Genomic DNA, 19,367 nt, shown 5'->3' on the forward strand with positions numbered 1-19,367 from the left:
AATATTGATAGAGGTGAACTATGTTAACTACAAAGAGTTTAGTAGACCGCTTTGAACTTGATCTCATTGTTGGAGAAGCAGGTTTAAACAAACAAATTAAAAATACAGATATTTCAAGACCAGGTTTGGAAATGGCAGGTTATTTTTCTCACTATGCATCTGACCGTATTCAATTATTAGGTACTACGGAATTATCTTTTTATAATTTATTACCAGATGAAGAACGTAAAGGACGTATGAGAAAGTTATGTCGTCCAGACACGCCGGCGATTATTGTAACGAGAGATTTAGAACCTCCAGAGGAACTTATCGCTGCAGACAAAAGAACTCGACACACCATTAATTGCGTCGACGATTGCTACTACACAATTAATGAGTCGTTTAACTACGTTTTTAGAACATGAACTAGCTAGAACAACATCGCTACATGGGGTGCTTGTCGATGTTTATGGTGTAGGTGTACTGATTACTGGTGATTCTGGAATTGGTAAAAGTGAAACAGCATTAGAATTAATAAAACGTGGTCATAGATTAGTAGCAGACGATAATGTGGAAATTAGAGAAATCAGTAAAGACGAATTAATTGGGAGAGCACCTAAGTTAATAGAACATTTATTAGAAATTAGGGGCTTAGGTATCATTAATGTAATGACATTATTTGGTGTTGGTTCGATTTTAACTGAAAAAAGATTGCGTTTAAATATTCATTTAGAAAACTGGCATAAAGACAAATTATATGATCGAGTCGGCTTAAATGAAGAAAAATTACGTATCTTAGATACTGAAATTACGAAAAAAACAATTCCTGTACGACCTGGACGTAACGTAGCGGTTATTATTGAAGTTGCGGCAATGAATTACCGTCTGAATATTATGGGCATCAATACAGCAGAAGAGTTTAATGATCGCTTAAATGCTGAAATATTACGAAATGGTAGCAACAGTGAGGAGAAATAGGTAATGATGACATTAAATTATATCAATCCAATTGCGCTTGAGCTTGGACCTATTTCGGTACGTTGGTATGGCATTATTATCGCTGTGGGGATACTCTTGGGTTATTTTATTGCTCAAGAAGGTGTGAAACGTATTGGCTTTGATAAAGATACATTAGTTGATATCATTTTTTGGAGTGCAATATTTGGATTTATTGTGGCGAGACTTTATTTTGTTATTTTCCAGTGGCCATATTATATTCAAAACCCAATTGAAATTCCGATGATATGGCATGGTGGTATTGCAATACATGGTGGTTTAATAGGTGGATTTGTTACAGGGATTATCATCTGTAAACAAAAAAATATTAATCCCTTTCAAATTGGTGATGTCATTGCACCAAGTATGATTTTAGGTCAAGGTATTGGAAGATGGGGCAACTTTATGAATCATGAAGCGCATGGCGGTCCTGTTTCAAGAACATTCTTAGAAAACTTACATATTCCAGATTTTATTATTAATAATATGTATATTAACGGCAAATACTATCAACCAACATTTTTATATGAATCTATTTGGGACATTTTAGGCTTTGTTATACTGATCTTGCTTAGAAAACATTTACGTATAGGCGATACTTTCTGTCTATATTTGATATGGTATTCCATCGGCAGATTTTTCGTAGAAGGTATGCGTACAGATAGCTTGATGTTAACAAGTGATATTCGAGTAGCACAGTTAATGTCTATTATACTGATTATAGTAGGTATTGTGATTATGATTATCAGAAGAGTGAAATATAACGCACCAAGATACAAAGATGTTGGTCCGTTAACTTGGTCAAATCAAAAAGTGAAGTGATAAAATATCATGCGTAATTTAAAAAAAGTTAAAGTTAAAGGCAATAACCCACTTTGGCATATGTATCGTTATATAAAATACTTTAAAATATTTAAACAAACAATAATTATTGAAATTTGCGGTACTTGCCTCATGTGAAAATGAAACGTTGGGTGTATTGTAATTTATTGAAAATGAGTATAGGTGAAAACACAGCATTTGCTTTTAAAGTGGTTCCCGATTTATTATACCCAGAGTATATTTCTATAGGGAAAAACTGTGTGATTGGCTATAATACTACAATTTTAACTCATGAATTTCTCGTTGATGAGTTTCGAACGGGACATGTCCAAATTGGTGATAATACTTTAATTGGTGCGAATGTTACAATATTACCAGGTGTAAGCATAGGTGCAAATGTTAAAGTCGGGGCGGGTACTATTATTTCAAAAGACATACCGGATTCGGCATTAGCATATGGAAATCCCATGCAAATAAGAACTTAATGAATATTTAGGAGGTGATAATGGATGGCGCATAACGGCAAAGTAATACCAATGAAATTAGATAGTCAATTTTATAAAAAATTGGGAGACCAAAAATTTCTGCACCAAGATTATAAAAAGGCAGCAGAATATTATGGCAAAGTGCTTGGAAATGTCACCTCAAGATTTTGATGTAAAAGTAAAATACGCGGAATGTCTTGTGAATTTAGGACTGAGTAGTGAAGCGGAGTATCTGTTTTATGAAAATATTGCACAACAAGAGTTAGTAGAAGAAAGTTATTTTCAGCTTAGTCAATTAAACATTACATTAAACGAAGCAAATAAAGCATTTTTATTTGGTATAAATTATGTCACGATGTCTAAAGATGAAGATTATAAAGAAGAACTTGAAGACATGTTTGAAGTTTCTTATAATTCAGCTGAAAAAATAGAGACAGAAAGCCAGTTATTTGCAGTACAACTTATTTTCCAATACTTATTTTCTCAGGGACGATTACCTGAAGCACGAACATTTATCTTAAATCAAAATGATGAAATTCAAGAACATCGCGTAGTGCGTAATTTACTTGCGATGTGTAATTTATACATGAATGAATATGACATTGCTAAAGAAATGTTTGAGCGATTGCTTAGAGAAGATAATACGGATGTACATGCATTATGTCATTATACTTTATTACTTTATAATACGAATGATAAAGAAAAATACCAACGCTATTTAAAAATTTTAAGTAAAGTCATGCCGATGAATGATGATGAGTCATTTAAACTAGGTATCGTTTTATGTTACTTGAAACAATATGAAGCTTCGCAAAAAATATTACAACCACTTTATAGAAAAGGAAAATTCCTTTCCATCCAAATGTATAACGCGTTAAGTTATAACAGTTACCATTTAAATAATATTGATGAAAGTAAATATTTTTGGTCGAAATTGCAAGAAATGACTAAAGTCGATGTAGGTTATGCACCTTGGGTTATTGCTGAGAGTAAAATGTATTTCGATGAACAAGTATTACCATTGTTACTCCATGACGATAGCCATCACAGGCTATATGGTATTTTCTTATTAAATCAGTTAAAAGGGCGAGAAGTGCTTTTGACACAAGAAATTTGGGCAGTTTTAGAATCTATGGAAGATTACGAAAAGCTATATCTTACGTATATTATTCAAGATTTAAAGTTAAACAAATTAGATTTCATTCACAGAGGCTTATTGATGTTGTATGGTGTGAAATCATTGAAAAATAATGAAGAATTATTTATTGTATGGATTGATCAAGCAGAAGCGATTATATCTGAAAAAGTAGATTTAACAAATGTAAATGAATATATTGCAGCATTTGTGTATATGTATTATCGTAATGCTGATAGTAAAATAACAAAACAACAAGTAATGGAATGGTTTGATATATCTTCTTACCGTTTAAATAAAACGATAGATTATTTAGTGAGCATATAAGTTTAAGAAATGCAAGAAATCATATATACTGCGCATAATGAATTATTAAACAGGAGGCAATTTAAATGGCTGAACAAGTGGATTTTGATGTGGCAATTATAGGTGCCGGACCAGCAGGAATGACTGCTGCAGTTTATGCATCACGTGCTAATTTAAGCACAGTAATGATTGAACGTGGTATGCCAGGTGGACAAATGGCAAACACAGAAGAAGTTGAGAACTTCCCAGGGTTTGAAATGGTAACAGGTCCAGACTTATCAACGAAAATGTTTGAACATGCGAAAAAATTTGGTGCAAAATATCAATATGGCGATATCAAATCTATAGAAGATAAAGGTACGCATAAAGTGATTAACCTTGGTAATAGTGAAATTACTGCTCGTGCCGTAATCATATCAACAGGTGCAGAATACAAAAAAATTGGTGTACCAGGTGAACAAGAACTAGGTGGCCGTGGTGTAAGTTATTGTGCCGTATGTGATGGTGCATTCTTTAAAGGTAAAAAATTATTTGTTATTGGTGGCGGGGACTCAGCTGTAGAAGAAGGAACATTCCTTACGAAATTTGCTGATAGCGTAACAATCGTTCACCGTAGAGATGAATTACGTGCACAAAAAATCTTACAAGATCGTGCATTTAAAAACGATAAAATTGATTTTATTTGGAGTCACACTTTGAAAACAATTAATGATAAAGATGGTAAAGTAGGCTCAGTAACATTAGAATCAACGAAAGATGGCACAGAACAAACACTAGATGGTGATGGCGTATTTGTGTACATTGGTATGAAACCATTAACAATACCTTTCCAAGATTTAGGTATTACTAATGAAGTTGGCTACATTTTAACGAATGAAGACATGAGTACAAGTGTACCTGGTATATATGCAGCAGGCGACGTACGTGAAAAAGGTTTACGTCAAATTGTAACGGCAACTGGCGACGGAAGTATTGCGAGCACAAAGTGCTATTGCATATATCGAACATTTAAACGATGCAATTGAAGCATAAATAAATTGAATCATTGATGAAGTAAAGTCATAATTTATAAAAGATTTTATAAAATATCATAGATAAATTCAGTCATAGCTAGAATGTCATACTTACGATCTATAAGTAAGTTATAACATTCTAGCTTTTTTACATAATGAAACAGCTATAGCTTTATAGTGTCGATAGATAAAACTACTACCTTAGTCGTTTTTCATGTAAAATATAATGTGATAATATTAACTCGTTAGACTTATATTGAGAAAAATGAAATATAATGTATAAATGCCAATATAAATAAACTATTAACAGCATAGAACTAATTTTGCGATTAAAATAATCAATGGATGGTGTAAAGAGATGCGACGAGAAGAAAAAGAAATAGTAAAGAGTGAATTGTTGGTTGTAACTGGTTTGTCAGGCGCCGGAAAATCTATGGTCATCCAGAGTTTAGAAGACATTGGATATTTCTGTGTAGATAATTTACCACCGATTCTGTTACCAAAGTTTGTAGAATTGATGGGGCAAGGGAACCCTTCTTTACAAAAAGTAGCGATTGCTATTGATTTGAGAGGTAAGGAACTCTTTAAGTCTTTAATTAAAGAGATGGATCAAATTAAGAGTAACTCAGACGTTATTGTTGATTTAATGTTCTTGGAAGCTTCGAATGAAAAACTAATCTCTCGTTATAAAGAAACACGTCGTGCACATCCTTTAAATGAAAATGGTCAACGTTCATTAATTGAATCTATTGAAGAAGAACGTGAGTTGTTGACTGAAATTCAGAGTTTAGCGAATTATACGATTGATACATCGCAAATGACACCGAAAGAATTACGCAAACGCGTGGGGGATTATTTTAATCAAAGTAACTACCAAACATTTAATATTAATGTCATTAGCTTCGGTTTTAAACATGGTATACAAATAGATGCGGACCTTGTATTTGATGTAAGGTTTTTACCAAATCCGCACTACGTTGATGAGTTGAGACCATTAACTGGTGAAGATGAAGCGGTATATAAATATGTAATGAAATGGAAAGAAACAAATATTTTTTATGAAAAATTAATGGATTTATTGAAATTTATGGTGCCAGGGTATAAAAAAGAAGGTAAATCTCAACTTGTTATTGCAATAGGGTGTACTGGTGGCCAACATCGTTCTGTCGCACTAGCCAAACGTATCGGAGCAGAACTCAGAGAGAGTTTTGACTATAATGTGTATGTGCAACATAGGGATGCACATGTCGAAAGTGGCGTGAAACAAAAAAATGAAAAGAATTAAACTTGTACTTATAGGTGGAGGTACGGGTTTATCCGTTTTAGCACGTGGTTTAAAGGGTTATCCGATTGATATTACGACGATTGTCACAGTAGCTGATGATGGTGGTAGTACGGGTAAAATACGAAGCGAAATGGATATACCTGCTCCAGGAGATATACGAAACGTTATTTCGGCATTAAGTGAAACTGAATCAACAATAGAGCAATTGTTTCAATATCGTTTTAAAGAAAACCAAGTCGAAGGTCATTCTTTAGGTAACTTACTCATCGCCGCATTAACCAACATCAATAACGATTTCGGCCATGCAGTGAAAGAACTAAGTAAAATTTTAAATATTAGAGGTCATGTTATTCCATCTACTAATGCGAGCGTACGTTTAAATGCAGTAATGGAAGATGGAGAAATTGTATATGGCGAATCTAATATTCCAAAAAAGAATAAAAAGATTAAACGGGTATTTTTGGAACCAGAAGATGTTGAGCCAATGGAAGAAGCAGTGGAAGCAATAGAAGAAGCAGATTTAATCGTGTTAGGCCCTGGCTCACTTTATACGAGTGTGATTTCTAACCTATGCGTGAAGGGTATTTCTAATGCACTGCCGGGTGGAGACGTTCCTAAATTATATGTTTCAAATGTTATGACACAGCCAGGTGAAACAAATAGTTATACTGCAGTCGACCATGTGAACGCAATACATGATCATGTTGGTCAGAACTTTATCAGTTACTCTATTTGTAGCACCCAATCATTTACTGAAGATGTGTTGAGGCGTTATAGGGAAGATGGGGCATCACCAGTGAAATGTAATATGAATCATATGGAAGAACAAAATATTAAAGTATTTACACACCCTAATTTAGTAGAAGTTTCTGAAGAATACTATGTGCGTCATAATACTGAAGTGTTATCTAAAATGATTTACGAAATAGCTATGCGAGAAACTGAAACGATTGAATTTACGCGAGATAAAGAAAATGATGAATAATAACTAAGTGATATCATTTAGTTAAAGAAGGGACTGATTAATCTATGAGCTTTGCATCCGAGATGAAGAATGAACTAACTAGAATAGAAGTAGATGAAGAGAATGCAAAAGCAGAGCTCAGTGCGCTTATTCGTATGAATGGTGCACTCAGTCTTTCCAACCAACAATTTGTTATTAACGTACAAACTGAAAATGCTACTACGGCAAGACGTATATATTCGTTAATTAAAAAAGTTTTTAATGTTGAAGTGGAACTACTTGTGAGAAAGAAAATGAAATTAAAAAAGAACAATATTTATATATGTCGTATTAAAGTACGTGCTAAAGAAATATTGGATGAATTAGGTATTTTAAAAAGCGGTGTCTTTACGCACGAAATTGATGAAGCATTGATTCATGATGATGAAATGAGAAGAAGTTATTTACGTGGTGCTTTTCTTGTTGGTGGCTCAGTAAACAATCCAGAAACATCATCTTATCATTTAGAAATATTTTCATTATATGAAGACCATTCTGAAGGTATAACGCAGTTAATGAATAAATATGATTTGAACGCCAAGCATCTCGAACGAAAAAAAGGTAGTATTGCTTATTTAAAAGAAGCGGAAAAAATTTCTGATTTCTTAAGTTTAATCGGTGGATATCAAGCACTATTGAAATTTGAAGATGTCCGTATTGTACGTGATATGAGAAACTCTGTTAACAGATTGGTGAATTGTGAAACTGCTAATTTGAACAAAACAGTAAGTGCCTCTATGAAACATGTAGAAAGCATTCGTTTAATTGACCAAGAAATTGGTCTAGATAATTTACCTGAAAGATTACGTGAAATTGCAAGACTAAGAATAGAGCATCAAGAAGTGTCACTTAAAGAATTAGGTGAAATGATGACTTCTGGCAATATATCTAAATCTGGTGTGAATCATCGATTAAGAAAGTTGAATGAAATGGCGGATAAGTTGAGAAGCGGCGAACCAATTGAACTGAAATAATATGCTTTACAGTTTTAAATTTCAGTTTGGACCCTTCAATACTGACTTTGAGAAATTTTAGGGCATTATTAAAAATAAATCTAGTCATAACTGAAATAGTTGTGCTAGAATTATTATAAAATAATTGTATAATTTCATTTTGACTATTAACGCCTCTATAAAGAGGTGTTTTTTTATATAATTAATACAATTTATGATGCGTAATAGCAATAGAACAATGATTCAAACCTATTGTTCTTGGAGTCGAAGGAGTGAGTTTATGTCAAAACTGTTTAATAAGCATTCTAAAAATATTATCCTTTGTATAATAGGCACGTTTATTAATGCAATAGGTGTCAATTGTTTTTTACTTGGATCTAACTTAGGAGATGGGGGCACTGTTGGTATATCCCTAGCACTATTATATTCATTTGGATTGTCACCTGCGTGGACTTCATTAATTATCAATACACTTGTTGTATTAATTGGTTGGAAATTTTTGAGTAAAACGACTGCAGTATATACAGTTATAGCAAATACGTCACTCTCACTTTTTTTACATTTAACTGAAAATATAAATCTAGGTGTGGATAATTTTGTGATTAACGCTGTGTTTGGTGGGGCTATCATTGGTATTGGCGGAGGTTTAGTTATTGCGACAGGTAGTACACTCGGAGGAACCTCAGTCATAGCTAAGATAATTAATAAATATTCAGAAATTAAAACATCACAAGGCATCTTTGTATTGGATGCGCTTGTCGTGCTATCTTTTTTAATGGTACTCCCTTTACAAAATGTGTTATTTACAATCATTATGCTATTCGTAACCGAAAGAGCGACATCGTTTATCATAGAAGGGTTTAATCCTAAAAAAGCAGTTACTGTTATATCAAGCAAAAGTGAAACAATTAGTGATAAAATTAATGCTTTTACAGGTAGAGGTTCTACGATATTAACTGGTAAAGGTGGCTATGCTAAGAGTGAGACGCGTATGCTATACGTGGTAGTGCCACAATCTCAAGTAACAAGAGTGAAAAAGCTTGTTAACGAAGAAGATGAAAATGCCTTTTTAGTAATCCATGATGTGAGAGATGTTTTAGGTAGTAGTTTTATAAATGTAAAATAAACCTATAAAGTCTTGTTTTAATAATGAGAAACAATTGTCTTGCATAGATTTTTAGCATATTATAAACTACATAGATTACTAGATATATTGAAAAAGGGTATATAATAAAAGTGGTTAATGGTTTGAGTGTTTTTAAATATAAAAAAACAAAACCCCGACATCATAGATATATAAATAACCTATGGTATCGGGTGATGTTTAGAAAATCTTATGCAAGTCCCCTCGAAGGAGATTTACAATCTCTATAATATCAGTGGTTATAGGATTTAAAGTCCCTAATGGGTCCCTAAAACTACATACTATCTAAAATATCAATAGCTTTGTCATTTTCTTCTTTGAATTTTTCGTCTAATAAATGAGAGTAAATGGAAGTGGTTATTGATATGTTTTTATGTCCTAATCTTTTGGAAATATAATATATTGATACGCCTTTAGCAAGGAGATAAGAGCAGTGTGTATGTCGTATTGCATGTGAAGTTATGCTAGAAATAGATAATTTGTCACATGCTTTTTTTAATGTCTTATTTATCGCATTTACCGAAATAAAGTAACCTGTTTCTTTAAATATATAACCATCATAACTAACTGCTAGCTCATTAATTACGCTTAGTATATGTTTCATATCAGATTTTGCTATTTCAATATGACGAGGAGATGAATCTGTTTTATGTTCATTTATAAATAATTGATTTTTAATTTGATCTATATAATCTATCTTCATATATCTTACGCCACTAACACGACAGCCCGTACAAATCATAATATACAACGCTAATGCTGAACGAGTACGTTTTTGTTTTATATAATCTTTTAATTTTTCATATTCAGTTAAAGATATATATTTTTCTTTTTCACTCTTAGATGTATTACCGACCTTATAACTCACTTTATAGGTAGGATTTTTGTTTATTAAGCCATCATAAACTGCGTCTTCTAGAGCTGAGCGTATAGCTCCGTTAGTTTTACGAATGGTTTCTTTTGCATGATTTTTTGAAAAATTATTGATGAATTTTTGATAAATTTGTCTATTTAATTTAGATAATTTCACATTTCCTATTTTATGATTTTGTATATGCTTTAATGTAAAATGATAATGACGATAAGTTGAAGTAGCAACTACTGATTCTTTATAAGTTTCAATCCAATTTTTAAAATAGTCTTGCAAAGTTAAATCATTATCGTAATCAAGTCCATTTTTTAATTCGCTTAATTTATCTAATCCTTCAGAGTTTGCTTCACGTTTTGTTCTAAATCCTTTTTTACGATAGCGTTTGCCTTCATAAGTAAATTCATATTGCCATTTTTTCCCGTCGTAACAACGTGTTTGCATATTATTCCTCCTAAAAAAGATGAAAATATAGAAGTTAGAAACTTTAAATACTTATTCGAACTCTATTTCATATAATGATTCGTTAATTTGTTCGTACATCTCGTATTTCTCTAAATAATCAAACCAGACTGAATTAGGTTTTTTCTCGTGCTCTTCTACAATAGATTTAACCTTTTCATAAATATTATTTATTAAATCCTTATACATATCATTCGCGACTCTTTCTATTTTTGCTTCTGACCAACGTTTTTTAGGTGGTCTCCTCTTATCTTTCTCTAATTGATGGTTAACAGATCTATCATAAAAGCTATCTAACGCCGTTAATCTTCCTTCCATGTGTTCTTGAAAATCTTTCAAATTCATTTTAAACTCCTCCTAAAAAGTTTTTCTATCTCCTGTTTGGTCTGATTTTGGTAAGGGGAACCCTTTTCTATATTCTTCTTGAACGTAACCTTTAATTACTTTCACCATATTTGATTCTGAGTAATCACCTCTTAAATGAAATTTTCTAAAGAAATAAATCATCTTTATTAGTTCGTCTTCTGGTGATTCTGGTATCATATTTTTGAGATATTCATCTAGTTCTTCATTCATTGTTATGTCTCCTTTTTAAGAACGTATGTTCTATTTCGTTTTAAAAAATATATAGGGCAGGGGTGCTGCCCAAATATATTACTTTATATCAGAATTTTTAATTATCCAATTTGCTTTATATGTTTCCAAATCAGGTTCGAAATTTAATTCAGCTTTATATTCCTCTGCTTCTGGAACATCGTAATATTCGTATCCACTGATACTATTACCTTTGTTTAAAAACTCTGTAAAGCTGTCGTTAGTATCATCCATGCCGAAAAAGTTTTTTTGAGTATTAGAATCTACTGTGATATTAAAATCTGTTGAATCAGCTAGTATTTGATCATCGCCGTTGTTTTTGAAATCATATGTAACTTTCAATATTCTTCCTTTATCAGGCTCTGAATATTCACTATCTGGTTGTACAAATTCAGCTTTTGCAACTTTAATATCAACACCGCCAAGTCTGATGGTATCACCAACATTTAAATTTTTCTTATTATTACTAGTTTCTTCATCATTTGATTTTGAAGATTTACTTGAATTATTGTCTTCACTTTTGCTAACTGTATAGTCGTCATTAGATGGAGATGCGGCAATAGAACCGACTAAACAAATTAATCCTACTACAAATAATATAATTGTGGTGATTAATATGCCCTTTACTTTCCTCTTTCTTATAGCTTTTACAACTGTAATAATTAAAGTGGTTATAAAAGCTATTGAAATTAAAAACCACATAAACAATAAAAATAACATCATAAAACATTCTCCTAAATAATATATTTATGCTATAAAAACATATTAATATTAGTTTACAAAAACTATATTATCTTTTGTAGTATGTATAACAAAATATTTTTAACATTTTACACAATTACATGTTTAATATACAGTTTATTTAAATTGTCGTTTAATTATTTAATTCATATAACTTTCTATTCCGAACAACTTATTTAAAAGCACACGTGTACAAAGACACGTGCATAATTTATATATAATTATTATTTATAGAATAACTCTACCTGCGAATTTAACATCAGAATCTCCGTAAAAATTCATATCTCCATATTTAGGGTTTAAAGAAACTAAACGAATATGATCTTGATATATGAATACTTTTTTAACGTATGCTTCGCCATCTACAACGAATACACCTAATTGCCCACTATTAATACTTGTATTTTCTTCTACAAATATAATTTCTTTGTGTTCAAAAAGTGGTTCCATAGAATCACCATTAATTTGTAAAGCAAAATCATGAGGTGGTACAACGCCAGCGGGGTAGTTCACTGTGAATTCTATATCGTCTACTAAAGTTTCACCGGTACCTGCCGACACATAGCCATTTACATTTACTTTTTCAGTTTTGGAATCTTTATATGATTGTAGGTAAATAATATTCTCACCTTGTTGCCGCACAGAGTAATGATGTTCTGCATAAGCTAAAACGCGTTTTTGCCTCTTTTCTTCTAATTTACTCGAGACTTCGTTGATTTGTGTGAGTGTATTAGGTAAACTTTTTTCATCATATAATTCATTTATAGCTACATTAAAATAGTCTGCTATAACTTTAGCTGACGATAACCTAGGTTCTTCTTTTTCGTTTTCCCATTTAGATATTTTTCCTTTTGTTAGTTTTACAACGTCAGGATATTTATTGTTTAAATCATTTACTAATTCTTCCATAGTTAAATTATTTTGTTTACGTAATCGTTTTAGACCTTTTCCAACGCCCATTTTGAATACCTCCTTAATTAACATAAGTTAATTATACATGTTTCGAAATCGAAACACAAGGAATCCCTTGTAAAAAGTTATTGACAACGAAACATTAGAGATGTAAACTGTAATTAAGTTATCGTAATCGAAACAAAAAGGAGGTAACTTTTAATGGTGATAAAAACAAAAGTTCAGCCATATAACAAAATAAAAAGTTATATAGCGCTTTATGGTTTAACACAAAAGCAAGTGGCTGATGATATAGGAATAAGTAGAAGTTTATTAAACATTAAAATCAACAGAATAGAAGGTAGGGATTTTTCAACATCTGAGGCTAAAACTTTGGCTGATTACTTAGGGATTAAGGTTGATGATTTTTTTGAATTAAAAGTTTCGAAAACGATAACTTTTTTAAAGGAGGAAGCAAAATGCAAAATTTACAAGTATTTAAAAATTCACAATTTGGAAATTTAGAAATTTTAACCATTGAAGGTAAGGAATGGTTCCCAAGCAATTAAAGTCGCAAAAATTTTAGGATACTCCAACCCTCATAAAGCTGTAAGAGATCATACAAAAGAAAAGGGGGTAACGATTCGTTCAGTCCTTTCAAATGGTGGAAATCAAAACAAGAAATTTATTGATGAAGGTAATTTATACAGATTAATCACTAGGTCAAAATTACAACAAGCAGAAGAATTTGAAGAATGGGTGTTTGAAGAAGTTTTACCCTCCATTCGCAAACATGGCATCTACGCTACTGAAAGTGTAATAGAACAAACTATGAAAGACCCAGATTACATTATCAATATTCTTATGGAATACAAACAAGAGAAAGAAAATAACTTAATTTTGAAACAAGAAATTGGTGAACTTAAACCTAAAGCTGATTATGTAGACGAAATATTAAAATCGCCAGGAACTATGACGATAACACAAATTGCAGCTGATTACGGTCTGTCTGCTCAAAAGTTAAATAAATTACTGCATGAAGCACGTATACAACGTCGTGTAGGTAAACAGTGGGTTTTATACACAGAACATATGAATAAAGGTTACACAAAGTCAGAAACAATTAACATTGTTCGTTCAGATGGCACACCAGATACACAACCACAAACAAAATGGACGCAAAAAGGCAGATTGAAAATACATGAGATTTTAACTGAATTTGGTTATGAAGCTCAAGTATTAGAAGTATAGCGAGTGAATTAAAACGACTTTCAGCGCTCACATAGAGCATTTAAGAGCGAGAGTAGGCGATGATATGAGCCACACCATAATACATGAAAGGTCATTGCGAAAACTAAATGTTGTATGTGGGTGCTCGAAAGAGAAATGGAGAGATAGGACATGGGACAAACATTAAATGTTGAAATAACTATACCTAAAGGATATGTACTTGTTGATTCAGTTAGGTTACAAGAATTAGAAGAATCTTCATTAGATCCAGTTTGGGATATGAATGATTTAAAACAAAAATTGAAAATGTCGTCAGTTGACACTATCAAAGATAAATTATTGTATAACCCTAAATTTGAAAAAACTCTGAGAAAAGAAGGCATCGCACATTATCCAAACAGAGAGTTTAATCGTTGGAGATTTAATGCTAGAAAGATGAATAGCTTTATTAACGAAAACTTTGAAGCTATACATGGAAAGGAGAGATAAAATGAACGGTATTATATCAGTTTTAACATCGATATTAGCAATGTCACTTTCATTCATATTTACAAATGATTTCATTCATTTAACAGTAATCTACTTTGCAACATTCTTCATAACATACTGTTGGTTTTGGCCTGAATTTTTCAAGACAATAAAAAAGACTGAAAGCAACGGCAATTGCTAACAGTCGAAATATACTTATGTCATTTATCTATATAAGTATACCACCAAAAATAGGAGGTAGACAAGATGTATTACGAAACAGGTACAAGCAAAAGTAAAAAAATCCAATTATTAGGCTTTGATTTCAAAATTAATTTGTACAAACACGACGATAATATAGAGGTCACATTATTAAATGAAAATAACGATTTTATAGATGGTATTCATATCTATGACGAATATGCAGGTATAGCTACTGCGCAAGAAATATTAGAATACTCTGCTTATATATGGATAGAACAGAACACAGATGAAGCAGACAGAATAATGAATCGAGTGATGCAGTGGTGAAGAAACAAAAATTTAAACGATTAGCCATTGATCTATTACAAAAAATAGAAGGCGAAGGCATGATTATCGAATATATAGATAATACGATTTGGTTTCATCATTCACATGATAACTATAAAGAAGGCATGGCAAGTATATATATGTTTAATAACACACATAAAGATACTGAGATATTAGCACGCTATGAACAAGCAAAGAAAGTTATTGCGGGTGAAAGGTTGGTTTGCGATGAGTAATATATTTGAGTTAACAGATAACTATAAACAAGTCTATGACTTAATTTCTGAACAGGGCGATGAACAAGCTTTAATAGATACTTTAGCAAGTATTAATGATGCGTTAGAAGATAAAGCAGATGGTTACGCATCAGTGATTAAATCGTTACAAGCAGACAATAGTGCAATTGATGAAGAAATCAAACGTTTAAAACAGCGTAAAACATCAAACGAAAACGGTGTTAAACGTTTAAAAGATAATTTAAAAGAGTCCATGGAATTTACTGGTAAAGAAAAATTTAAAACAGCATTCAACAGTTTTAGCATTTCTAAAAATGCACCTAGTAAAGAAGTTTTAGACGAGAAACTCATACCTAAAGATTATTGGATTTCTCAAGCGCCTAAAATAAATTCTAAATTACTCTTAGATGATTTGAAAGCTGGTAAAGAAGTGCCAGGAGCAGAAATTAAACAAACTAGAAGCTTAAGGGTGAGATAAATGAGTGAGGAACTTAATATATATCGAAAAATAGCGGATGTAAAAGCTAATATAGATGGATTCACAAAAGATACAAAAGGCTATAACTTTACTTATGTATCAGGTTCACAAATATTGCATCGCATTAGAAATAAAATGATTGAACATAGGTTGTTATTAATACCTAGTACATCAAATGAAAAGTGGACTACACATACTTATAAGAATAAAAAAGGACATGAAGTTATAGATTTTATAGTAGAAATGGATTTGAACTATAAATGGGTTAATGCAGATAAACCAGAAGAACAATTGGATATTAGTTATCATGCATTTGGTCAACAAAGTGATATATCACAAGCACATGGTACAGCTTTAACTTATTCAGAACGTTATTTCTTAATGAAGTTCTTTAATATACCAACTGATGAAGATGATGCAGACGCTAAAGAAAAACAAGATAAGTATTCAAAAGTAGACCCTAAAAATGTTGAAGAACTCGAGAAAGAAATAGAAAAGTTTAGTGAGTTAATGAAGTCATTAGGTACAGATGTTTCTACTGCGCAAGTTAAAAGTCAGTTAGATATCACAGATATAAATCAATTAACTAATAACCAAATAGCCGCATTGATAACTAAATTAAATAAATGGAGTAAACAAGCAATAGATAAGGAGAATGCCCAATGATTAATAGAGTTGTATTAGTAGGACGTTTAACGAAAGACCCAGAATTCAGAACAACACCATCTGGCGTAAGTGTCGCAACTTTCACCCTAGCTGTTAATAGAACGTTTACAAATGCTCAAGGTGAACGTGAAGCAGATTTTGTAAACTGTGTTGTATTTAAAAAACAAGCAGAGAACGTAAATAAATATTTATCTAAAGGTAAGTTAGTTGGTGTTGATGGACGTATTCAATTACGTAGTTATGAAAACCAAGAAGGGCGTCGGATTTTTGTTACGGAAGTTGTTACAGACAGTGTTCAATTCTTGGAACCTAAAAACAACGGACAGGCAAACAACATCTCTAAAGGACAACAGACAGGCACGAATAACCAACGTTCAAGCTATGATAACCCATTCGCTAATAACAATGGACCTATTGATATTAAAGATGATGATTTACCATTTTAATTGTATACAACTCAAAGGTGATTGAATGGCAATAATTAAAAGTTACATCCAACAAGATGACGGCACAATAACTGCTGTCATCGAGGGTGTAGAACTAACTAATAAAGACTTTCTACTACTTGATAATGGATTAGAAGTTGAATGCGATGTAGATGTGATTGATCCTTACAGGATAACAGGTAAACAACGTCGTAAAGTATTCGCGACGATAAGAGATATATTCGACTATTACGGGCAACCGATGGACTATTTAAGATACATGTTCCAAAAACAGTTGGAGTTCTTACATGGCTATGAACCGATGTCATTAAGTAATTGTAGTCGAAGACAAGCGAGTGAATTAATCGAACTCATATTAGATTTTATATTCCAATATGACATACCGATGAGAAAGCAAACGAGTGACCTCATGAGTAATGATAAATACTTTCTATACAAATCTACCATTAACCGAACTTGTGTTATATGTGGCGCTGTAAATGCTGATTTAGCACATTATCAAACCGTAGGTAATGGACGAAATAGAAACAAAATAAATCATACAAATAATAAAGTATTAGCCTTATGCAGAAAGCATCATACAGAACAACATCAAATAGGCATGGAGACATTTAATCGTAAATACCACTTACAAGATAGTTGGGTGGATGTAGACGAAAAACTGAATAAGATGTTGAGAGGTGAAAATTAAACTATGGGCATTATTAGAACTAATAAATCTACAGGTAACTTCTTTATAGCAAGTAAACATTATGTAGAAGATACTAACTTATCTTGGAAAGCTAAAGGAATAATGAGTTATCTATTTTCTAAACCTGATGATTGGCAAATATATCAAACTCAATTAGAAAAAGTATCAACTGATGGTAAAGCTAGTGTTAGGACAACGATAAATGAACTTTTAGAAAAAGGTTACATGACTAGGAAAAGTAGACGTAAGCACAATGGTGATTTTGATGGTTATGATTACACATTACATGAATATCCTAAAAACAATGATGGGGTTCGAAAAATGGAAGTCGCGAAAATGGACATCGCGAAAATGGAAGACGCGGAAATGGTATTCGCGAAATCGGACACTACTAATAATGACTTTACTAATAATGATTTAACTAATAATAACAATACTAAGAATGACAGTAGTAGTACACAGCCATCGCCGTTTGATTTCTATCAGGAAAATGGATTTGGAATGCTTAAACCATATGTAGCGGAACAAATCGGTTATTGGATAGACGACTTTAAAGATAACGGTAATGAAATAGTTATTGAAGCAATGAAAGAAGCTGTTAACAATAATGTAACTAGGTGGAGTTATGCTAACTCAATATTAAAAGCTTGGTACAACGATGGTGTAAAAACTGTAGAAGATATACAAGCAAGAAATAATAAGAGAAACAGTAAACAAGAGAGCGATTACGACAATAGTCAATACAACGACATATTTTAGGTGGTGTTTAATATGAACGGCTTAGAAAAAGCTATTAAACAATCGGGGTTTAGAAATGAATTGATAGAAAGTGAATTCGGTTTATTCTGCGATAAATGCAATAACAAGTACGACTACTACAAATTTGATAATGGGCAAGTTGTAAAAGATGGTTGTGACTGTGAATTGATTGAACATCATAAGCAACAAAAAGAGGCATTTTTTAAACGAATAGAAAGAAACAAAATTGAAAAGATTTATCGTTATTCTATTATTCCTTATGACTTACAAGAAGCAACATTTGAAAACTATGAACCACAAAACGAAAGTCAGGAAAAGCTATTTAATATATGCAAAAGATACGCTGATAACTTCGAATTAAAAAACAAACAGTCTTTATTATTACAGGGAGACTTTGGATTAGGTAAATCTCATTTAGCTATGGCAAGCACTACACGAAATTAAATCTAAAGGCTATAGCGTCCTTTTTATAGATATACCTCAGTTATTAACTGCATATAAAGATACTTATAACAAAAATAGTGAGATGAACGAGACAGATTTAGACGAAATCATAGAGAAAGTAGACTTGATGGTTTTGGATGATTACGGAACATCTGTTAACACTTTTGGAAATCAGAAGTTATTCAGTGTTATGAATATGCGAAAAGGTAAGCACAATATCATTACAACGAACAACACAGCTAAAGAGTTAACGAAAAATAAAGACTTAGCAAAACAGTTTAGCAGAATGATGATGAACGCAACACCGATAAAAGTAGATGGTGATGATTACAGACTGAAAGGATTGGTTTAAATGTTAAAAACACAATACGTAAAAGACTTTTTAGACGCACCAAACTTAAGTGATATGTACGCACAGAAGTTCATAGATGGGGCAAATGGAGACGAAACAATGTTAGATGAACTTTTATTCGCAGAGAAAGCAAAACGCGCTACAACAGACGCGATTCGTGAGGTGTGCTAAATGGGATTGAGTACAGAATATAGATTAAAACAAGGTGACAGTAATATAACTATCGATGTTATCCCGTTAGATAATAATAGAAACCGTGTATTCGGATTGCATTATCATTTCGGCATAGATGAATACATTATTAGTGATGAAAGATTAGAAGAAATCAAACACACATACAAATTAGAGCGTGCAGATCAAACAAGCATATTTGATTACATGTAGGAGTG

24 protein-coding genes and 5 pseudogenes are annotated in these 19,367 nt (G+C 32.0%); 24 read left to right on the plus strand and 5 right to left on the minus strand.

Going from position 1 to position 19,367, the window contains the following annotated elements; genetic code table 11:
- The first annotated feature begins 20 nt into the window (after positions 1–20).
- From hprK to ABLV90_RS07435, 9 genes and pseudogenes are all read left to right on the plus strand, one after another.
- A pseudogene (gene hprK / locus ABLV90_RS07395) lies at positions 21–957 on the plus strand (HPr(Ser) kinase/phosphatase).
- Positions 958–960: 3 nt separating this feature from the next.
- Positions 961–1,797, plus strand: coding sequence for a prolipoprotein diacylglyceryl transferase (lgt, locus tag ABLV90_RS07400; RefSeq protein ID WP_069833338.1), 837 nt, complete (start codon positions 961–963; stop codon positions 1,795–1,797).
- A gap of 9 nt (positions 1,798–1,806) precedes the next feature.
- Positions 1,807–2,282 (plus strand): annotated as a pseudogene (locus ABLV90_RS07405) (acyltransferase).
- Positions 2,283–2,306: 24 nt separating this feature from the next.
- Positions 2,307–3,744: pseudogene (locus ABLV90_RS07410) on the plus strand (tetratricopeptide repeat protein).
- A 65-nt stretch (positions 3,745–3,809) separates the two neighbouring features.
- A pseudogene (trxB, locus tag ABLV90_RS07415) lies at positions 3,810–4,755 on the plus strand (thioredoxin-disulfide reductase).
- 339 nt (positions 4,756–5,094) lie between these two features.
- On the plus strand, positions 5,095–6,021 hold the full coding sequence (gene rapZ, locus ABLV90_RS07420; protein WP_460872421.1) for an RNase adapter RapZ: 927 nt from the start codon (positions 5,095–5,097) through the stop codon (positions 6,019–6,021).
- Positions 6,008–7,006, plus strand: coding sequence for a gluconeogenesis factor YvcK family protein (locus ABLV90_RS07425; RefSeq protein ID WP_460872422.1), 999 nt, complete (start codon positions 6,008–6,010; stop codon positions 7,004–7,006). Before rapZ ends, ABLV90_RS07425 begins: the two co-directional genes overlap by 14 nt.
- A 44-nt stretch (positions 7,007–7,050) precedes the next feature.
- Positions 7,051–7,998 (plus strand): DNA-binding protein WhiA, encoded by a 948-nt coding sequence (whiA, locus tag ABLV90_RS07430; RefSeq protein WP_460872423.1) that lies wholly within the window; start codon positions 7,051–7,053, stop codon positions 7,996–7,998.
- Positions 7,999–8,257: 259 nt separating this feature from the next.
- Positions 8,258–9,103, plus strand: coding sequence for a YitT family protein (locus tag ABLV90_RS07435; RefSeq protein ID WP_069817913.1), 846 nt, complete (start codon positions 8,258–8,260; stop codon positions 9,101–9,103).
- Between the two features lie 292 nt (positions 9,104–9,395).
- Here ABLV90_RS07435 and ABLV90_RS07440 read toward each other — a convergent pair whose 3' ends face one another.
- The 5 genes from ABLV90_RS07440 to ABLV90_RS07460 form a co-directional block, all read right to left on the minus strand.
- Positions 9,396–10,433 carry a tyrosine-type recombinase/integrase gene (locus tag ABLV90_RS07440; protein ID WP_460872424.1) on the minus strand — a complete coding sequence of 346 codons (1,038 nt, stop codon included), beginning with the start codon at positions 10,431–10,433 and terminating at the stop codon, positions 9,396–9,398.
- A 51-nt stretch (positions 10,434–10,484) separates the two neighbouring features.
- On the minus strand, positions 10,485–10,796 hold the full coding sequence (locus ABLV90_RS07445) for a hypothetical protein (protein WP_460872425.1): 312 nt from the start codon (positions 10,794–10,796) through the stop codon (positions 10,485–10,487).
- 12 nt (positions 10,797–10,808) lie between these two features.
- Complete coding sequence (locus ABLV90_RS07450) at positions 10,809–11,027, minus strand: hypothetical protein (RefSeq protein ID WP_107557862.1); 219 nt, start codon at positions 11,025–11,027, stop codon at positions 10,809–10,811.
- Between the two features lie 78 nt (positions 11,028–11,105).
- Positions 11,106–11,768: a DUF4352 domain-containing protein gene (locus tag ABLV90_RS07455; protein ID WP_107557861.1), complete on the minus strand. Its 663-nt coding sequence runs from the start codon at positions 11,766–11,768 to the stop codon at positions 11,106–11,108.
- Positions 11,769–12,014: 246 nt separating this feature from the next.
- The gene (locus ABLV90_RS07460) at positions 12,015–12,746 is read right to left on the minus strand and encodes a S24 family peptidase (protein ID WP_460872426.1); all 732 of its coding nucleotides are present in this window, start codon (positions 12,744–12,746) and stop codon (positions 12,015–12,017) included.
- 153 nt (positions 12,747–12,899) lie between these two features.
- Here ABLV90_RS07460 and ABLV90_RS07465 point away from each other — a divergent pair, with 153 nt between their 5' ends.
- The 15 genes and pseudogenes from ABLV90_RS07465 (at position 12,900) to ABLV90_RS07535 (ending at position 19,362) form a co-directional block, all read left to right on the plus strand.
- Complete coding sequence (locus tag ABLV90_RS07465) at positions 12,900–13,202, plus strand: helix-turn-helix transcriptional regulator (RefSeq protein WP_432756022.1); 303 nt, start codon at positions 12,900–12,902, stop codon at positions 13,200–13,202.
- Positions 13,157–13,928, plus strand: a pseudogene (locus tag ABLV90_RS07470) (phage antirepressor). Before ABLV90_RS07465 ends, ABLV90_RS07470 begins: the two are co-directional and overlap by 46 nt.
- Positions 13,929–14,078: 150 nt before the next feature.
- Complete coding sequence (locus ABLV90_RS07475; RefSeq protein WP_107551294.1) at positions 14,079–14,396, plus strand: DUF771 domain-containing protein; 318 nt, start codon at positions 14,079–14,081, stop codon at positions 14,394–14,396.
- A 1-nt stretch (position 14,397) separates the two neighbouring features.
- Positions 14,398–14,577 carry a hypothetical protein gene (locus tag ABLV90_RS07480; RefSeq protein ID WP_142401606.1) on the plus strand — a complete coding sequence of 60 codons (180 nt, stop codon included), beginning with the start codon at positions 14,398–14,400 and terminating at the stop codon, positions 14,575–14,577.
- Between the two features lie 65 nt (positions 14,578–14,642).
- A complete protein-coding gene (locus ABLV90_RS07485; RefSeq protein WP_107557857.1) occupies positions 14,643–14,906 on the plus strand; it encodes a DUF1108 family protein in 264 nt (87 codons plus the stop codon).
- Complete coding sequence (locus ABLV90_RS07490; protein WP_107557856.1) at positions 14,903–15,142, plus strand: hypothetical protein; 240 nt, start codon at positions 14,903–14,905, stop codon at positions 15,140–15,142. The genes ABLV90_RS07485 and ABLV90_RS07490 overlap by 4 nt, the downstream gene beginning before the upstream one ends.
- Positions 15,135–15,620 (plus strand): siphovirus Gp157 family protein, encoded by a 486-nt coding sequence (locus ABLV90_RS07495; protein WP_107557855.1) that lies wholly within the window; start codon positions 15,135–15,137, stop codon positions 15,618–15,620. Before ABLV90_RS07490 ends, ABLV90_RS07495 begins: the two co-directional genes overlap by 8 nt.
- Entirely contained in the window at positions 15,621–16,286 is a 666-nt protein-coding gene (locus ABLV90_RS07500) for an ERF family protein (protein WP_107557854.1), read from the plus strand.
- Positions 16,283–16,732, plus strand: coding sequence for a single-stranded DNA-binding protein (gene ssb, locus ABLV90_RS07505; RefSeq protein ID WP_460872427.1), 450 nt, complete (start codon positions 16,283–16,285; stop codon positions 16,730–16,732). The genes ABLV90_RS07500 and ssb overlap by 4 nt, the downstream gene beginning before the upstream one ends.
- A 25-nt stretch (positions 16,733–16,757) precedes the next feature.
- Positions 16,758–17,423 carry a putative HNHc nuclease gene (locus tag ABLV90_RS07510; RefSeq protein ID WP_107557852.1) on the plus strand — a complete coding sequence of 222 codons (666 nt, stop codon included), beginning with the start codon at positions 16,758–16,760 and terminating at the stop codon, positions 17,421–17,423.
- A gap of 3 nt (positions 17,424–17,426) precedes the next feature.
- Positions 17,427–18,182 (plus strand): DnaD domain protein, encoded by a 756-nt coding sequence (locus tag ABLV90_RS07515; protein ID WP_107557851.1) that lies wholly within the window; start codon positions 17,427–17,429, stop codon positions 18,180–18,182.
- Between the two features lie 12 nt (positions 18,183–18,194).
- A complete protein-coding gene (locus ABLV90_RS07520) occupies positions 18,195–18,626 on the plus strand; it encodes a hypothetical protein (protein ID WP_460872428.1) in 432 nt (143 codons plus the stop codon).
- A 31-nt stretch (positions 18,627–18,657) separates the two neighbouring features.
- A complete protein-coding gene (locus ABLV90_RS07525) occupies positions 18,658–18,978 on the plus strand; it encodes a hypothetical protein (RefSeq protein ID WP_460872867.1) in 321 nt (106 codons plus the stop codon).
- Positions 18,979–19,149: a hypothetical protein gene (locus ABLV90_RS07530; protein ID WP_158262623.1), complete on the plus strand. Its 171-nt coding sequence runs from the start codon at positions 18,979–18,981 to the stop codon at positions 19,147–19,149. It begins immediately after the preceding gene.
- Positions 19,150–19,362, plus strand: a complete 213-nt coding sequence (locus ABLV90_RS07535; RefSeq protein WP_107557849.1) for a hypothetical protein — start codon at positions 19,150–19,152, stop codon at positions 19,360–19,362.
- Positions 19,363–19,367: the final 5 nt, after the last annotated feature.

The sequence above is a fragment of the Staphylococcus sp. 2S1 genome (assembly GCF_046721335.1).
GTDB lineage: Bacteria > Bacillota > Bacilli > Staphylococcales > Staphylococcaceae > Staphylococcus > Staphylococcus equorum_A.

Excerpts from the sequence above, each read along its gene's own strand:
- lgt (WP_069833338.1), top strand. The coding sequence starts at position 961 with ATGATGACATTAAATTATATCAATCCAATTGCGCTTGAGCTTGGACCT.
- rapZ (WP_460872421.1), top strand. The coding sequence starts at position 5,095 with ATGCGACGAGAAGAAAAAGAAATAGTAAAGAGTGAATTGTTGGTTGTA.
- ABLV90_RS07425 (WP_460872422.1), top strand. The coding sequence starts at position 6,008 with ATGAAAAGAATTAAACTTGTACTTATAGGTGGAGGTACGGGTTTATCC.
- whiA (WP_460872423.1), top strand. The coding sequence starts at position 7,051 with ATGAGCTTTGCATCCGAGATGAAGAATGAACTAACTAGAATAGAAGTA.
- ABLV90_RS07435 (WP_069817913.1), top strand. The coding sequence starts at position 8,258 with ATGTCAAAACTGTTTAATAAGCATTCTAAAAATATTATCCTTTGTATA.
- ABLV90_RS07440 (WP_460872424.1), bottom strand. The coding sequence starts at position 10,433 with ATGCAAACACGTTGTTACGACGGGAAAAAATGGCAATATGAATTTACT.
- ABLV90_RS07445 (WP_460872425.1), bottom strand. The coding sequence starts at position 10,796 with ATGAATTTGAAAGATTTTCAAGAACACATGGAAGGAAGATTAACGGCG.
- ABLV90_RS07450 (WP_107557862.1), bottom strand. The coding sequence starts at position 11,027 with ATGAATGAAGAACTAGATGAATATCTCAAAAATATGATACCAGAATCA.
- ABLV90_RS07455 (WP_107557861.1), bottom strand. The coding sequence starts at position 11,768 with ATGATGTTATTTTTATTGTTTATGTGGTTTTTAATTTCAATAGCTTTT.
- ABLV90_RS07460 (WP_460872426.1), bottom strand. The coding sequence starts at position 12,746 with ATGGGCGTTGGAAAAGGTCTAAAACGATTACGTAAACAAAATAATTTA.
- ABLV90_RS07465 (WP_432756022.1), top strand. The coding sequence starts at position 12,900 with ATGGTGATAAAAACAAAAGTTCAGCCATATAACAAAATAAAAAGTTAT.
- ABLV90_RS07475 (WP_107551294.1), top strand. The coding sequence starts at position 14,079 with ATGGGACAAACATTAAATGTTGAAATAACTATACCTAAAGGATATGTA.
- ABLV90_RS07480 (WP_142401606.1), top strand. The coding sequence starts at position 14,398 with ATGAACGGTATTATATCAGTTTTAACATCGATATTAGCAATGTCACTT.
- ABLV90_RS07485 (WP_107557857.1), top strand. The coding sequence starts at position 14,643 with ATGTATTACGAAACAGGTACAAGCAAAAGTAAAAAAATCCAATTATTA.
- ABLV90_RS07495 (WP_107557855.1), top strand. The coding sequence starts at position 15,135 with ATGAGTAATATATTTGAGTTAACAGATAACTATAAACAAGTCTATGAC.
- ABLV90_RS07500 (WP_107557854.1), top strand. The coding sequence starts at position 15,621 with ATGAGTGAGGAACTTAATATATATCGAAAAATAGCGGATGTAAAAGCT.
- ssb (WP_460872427.1), top strand. The coding sequence starts at position 16,283 with ATGATTAATAGAGTTGTATTAGTAGGACGTTTAACGAAAGACCCAGAA.
- ABLV90_RS07510 (WP_107557852.1), top strand. The coding sequence starts at position 16,758 with ATGGCAATAATTAAAAGTTACATCCAACAAGATGACGGCACAATAACT.
- ABLV90_RS07515 (WP_107557851.1), top strand. The coding sequence starts at position 17,427 with ATGGGCATTATTAGAACTAATAAATCTACAGGTAACTTCTTTATAGCA.
- ABLV90_RS07520 (WP_460872428.1), top strand. The coding sequence starts at position 18,195 with ATGAACGGCTTAGAAAAAGCTATTAAACAATCGGGGTTTAGAAATGAA.
- ABLV90_RS07530 (WP_158262623.1), top strand. The coding sequence starts at position 18,979 with ATGTTAAAAACACAATACGTAAAAGACTTTTTAGACGCACCAAACTTA.
- ABLV90_RS07535 (WP_107557849.1), top strand. The coding sequence starts at position 19,150 with ATGGGATTGAGTACAGAATATAGATTAAAACAAGGTGACAGTAATATA.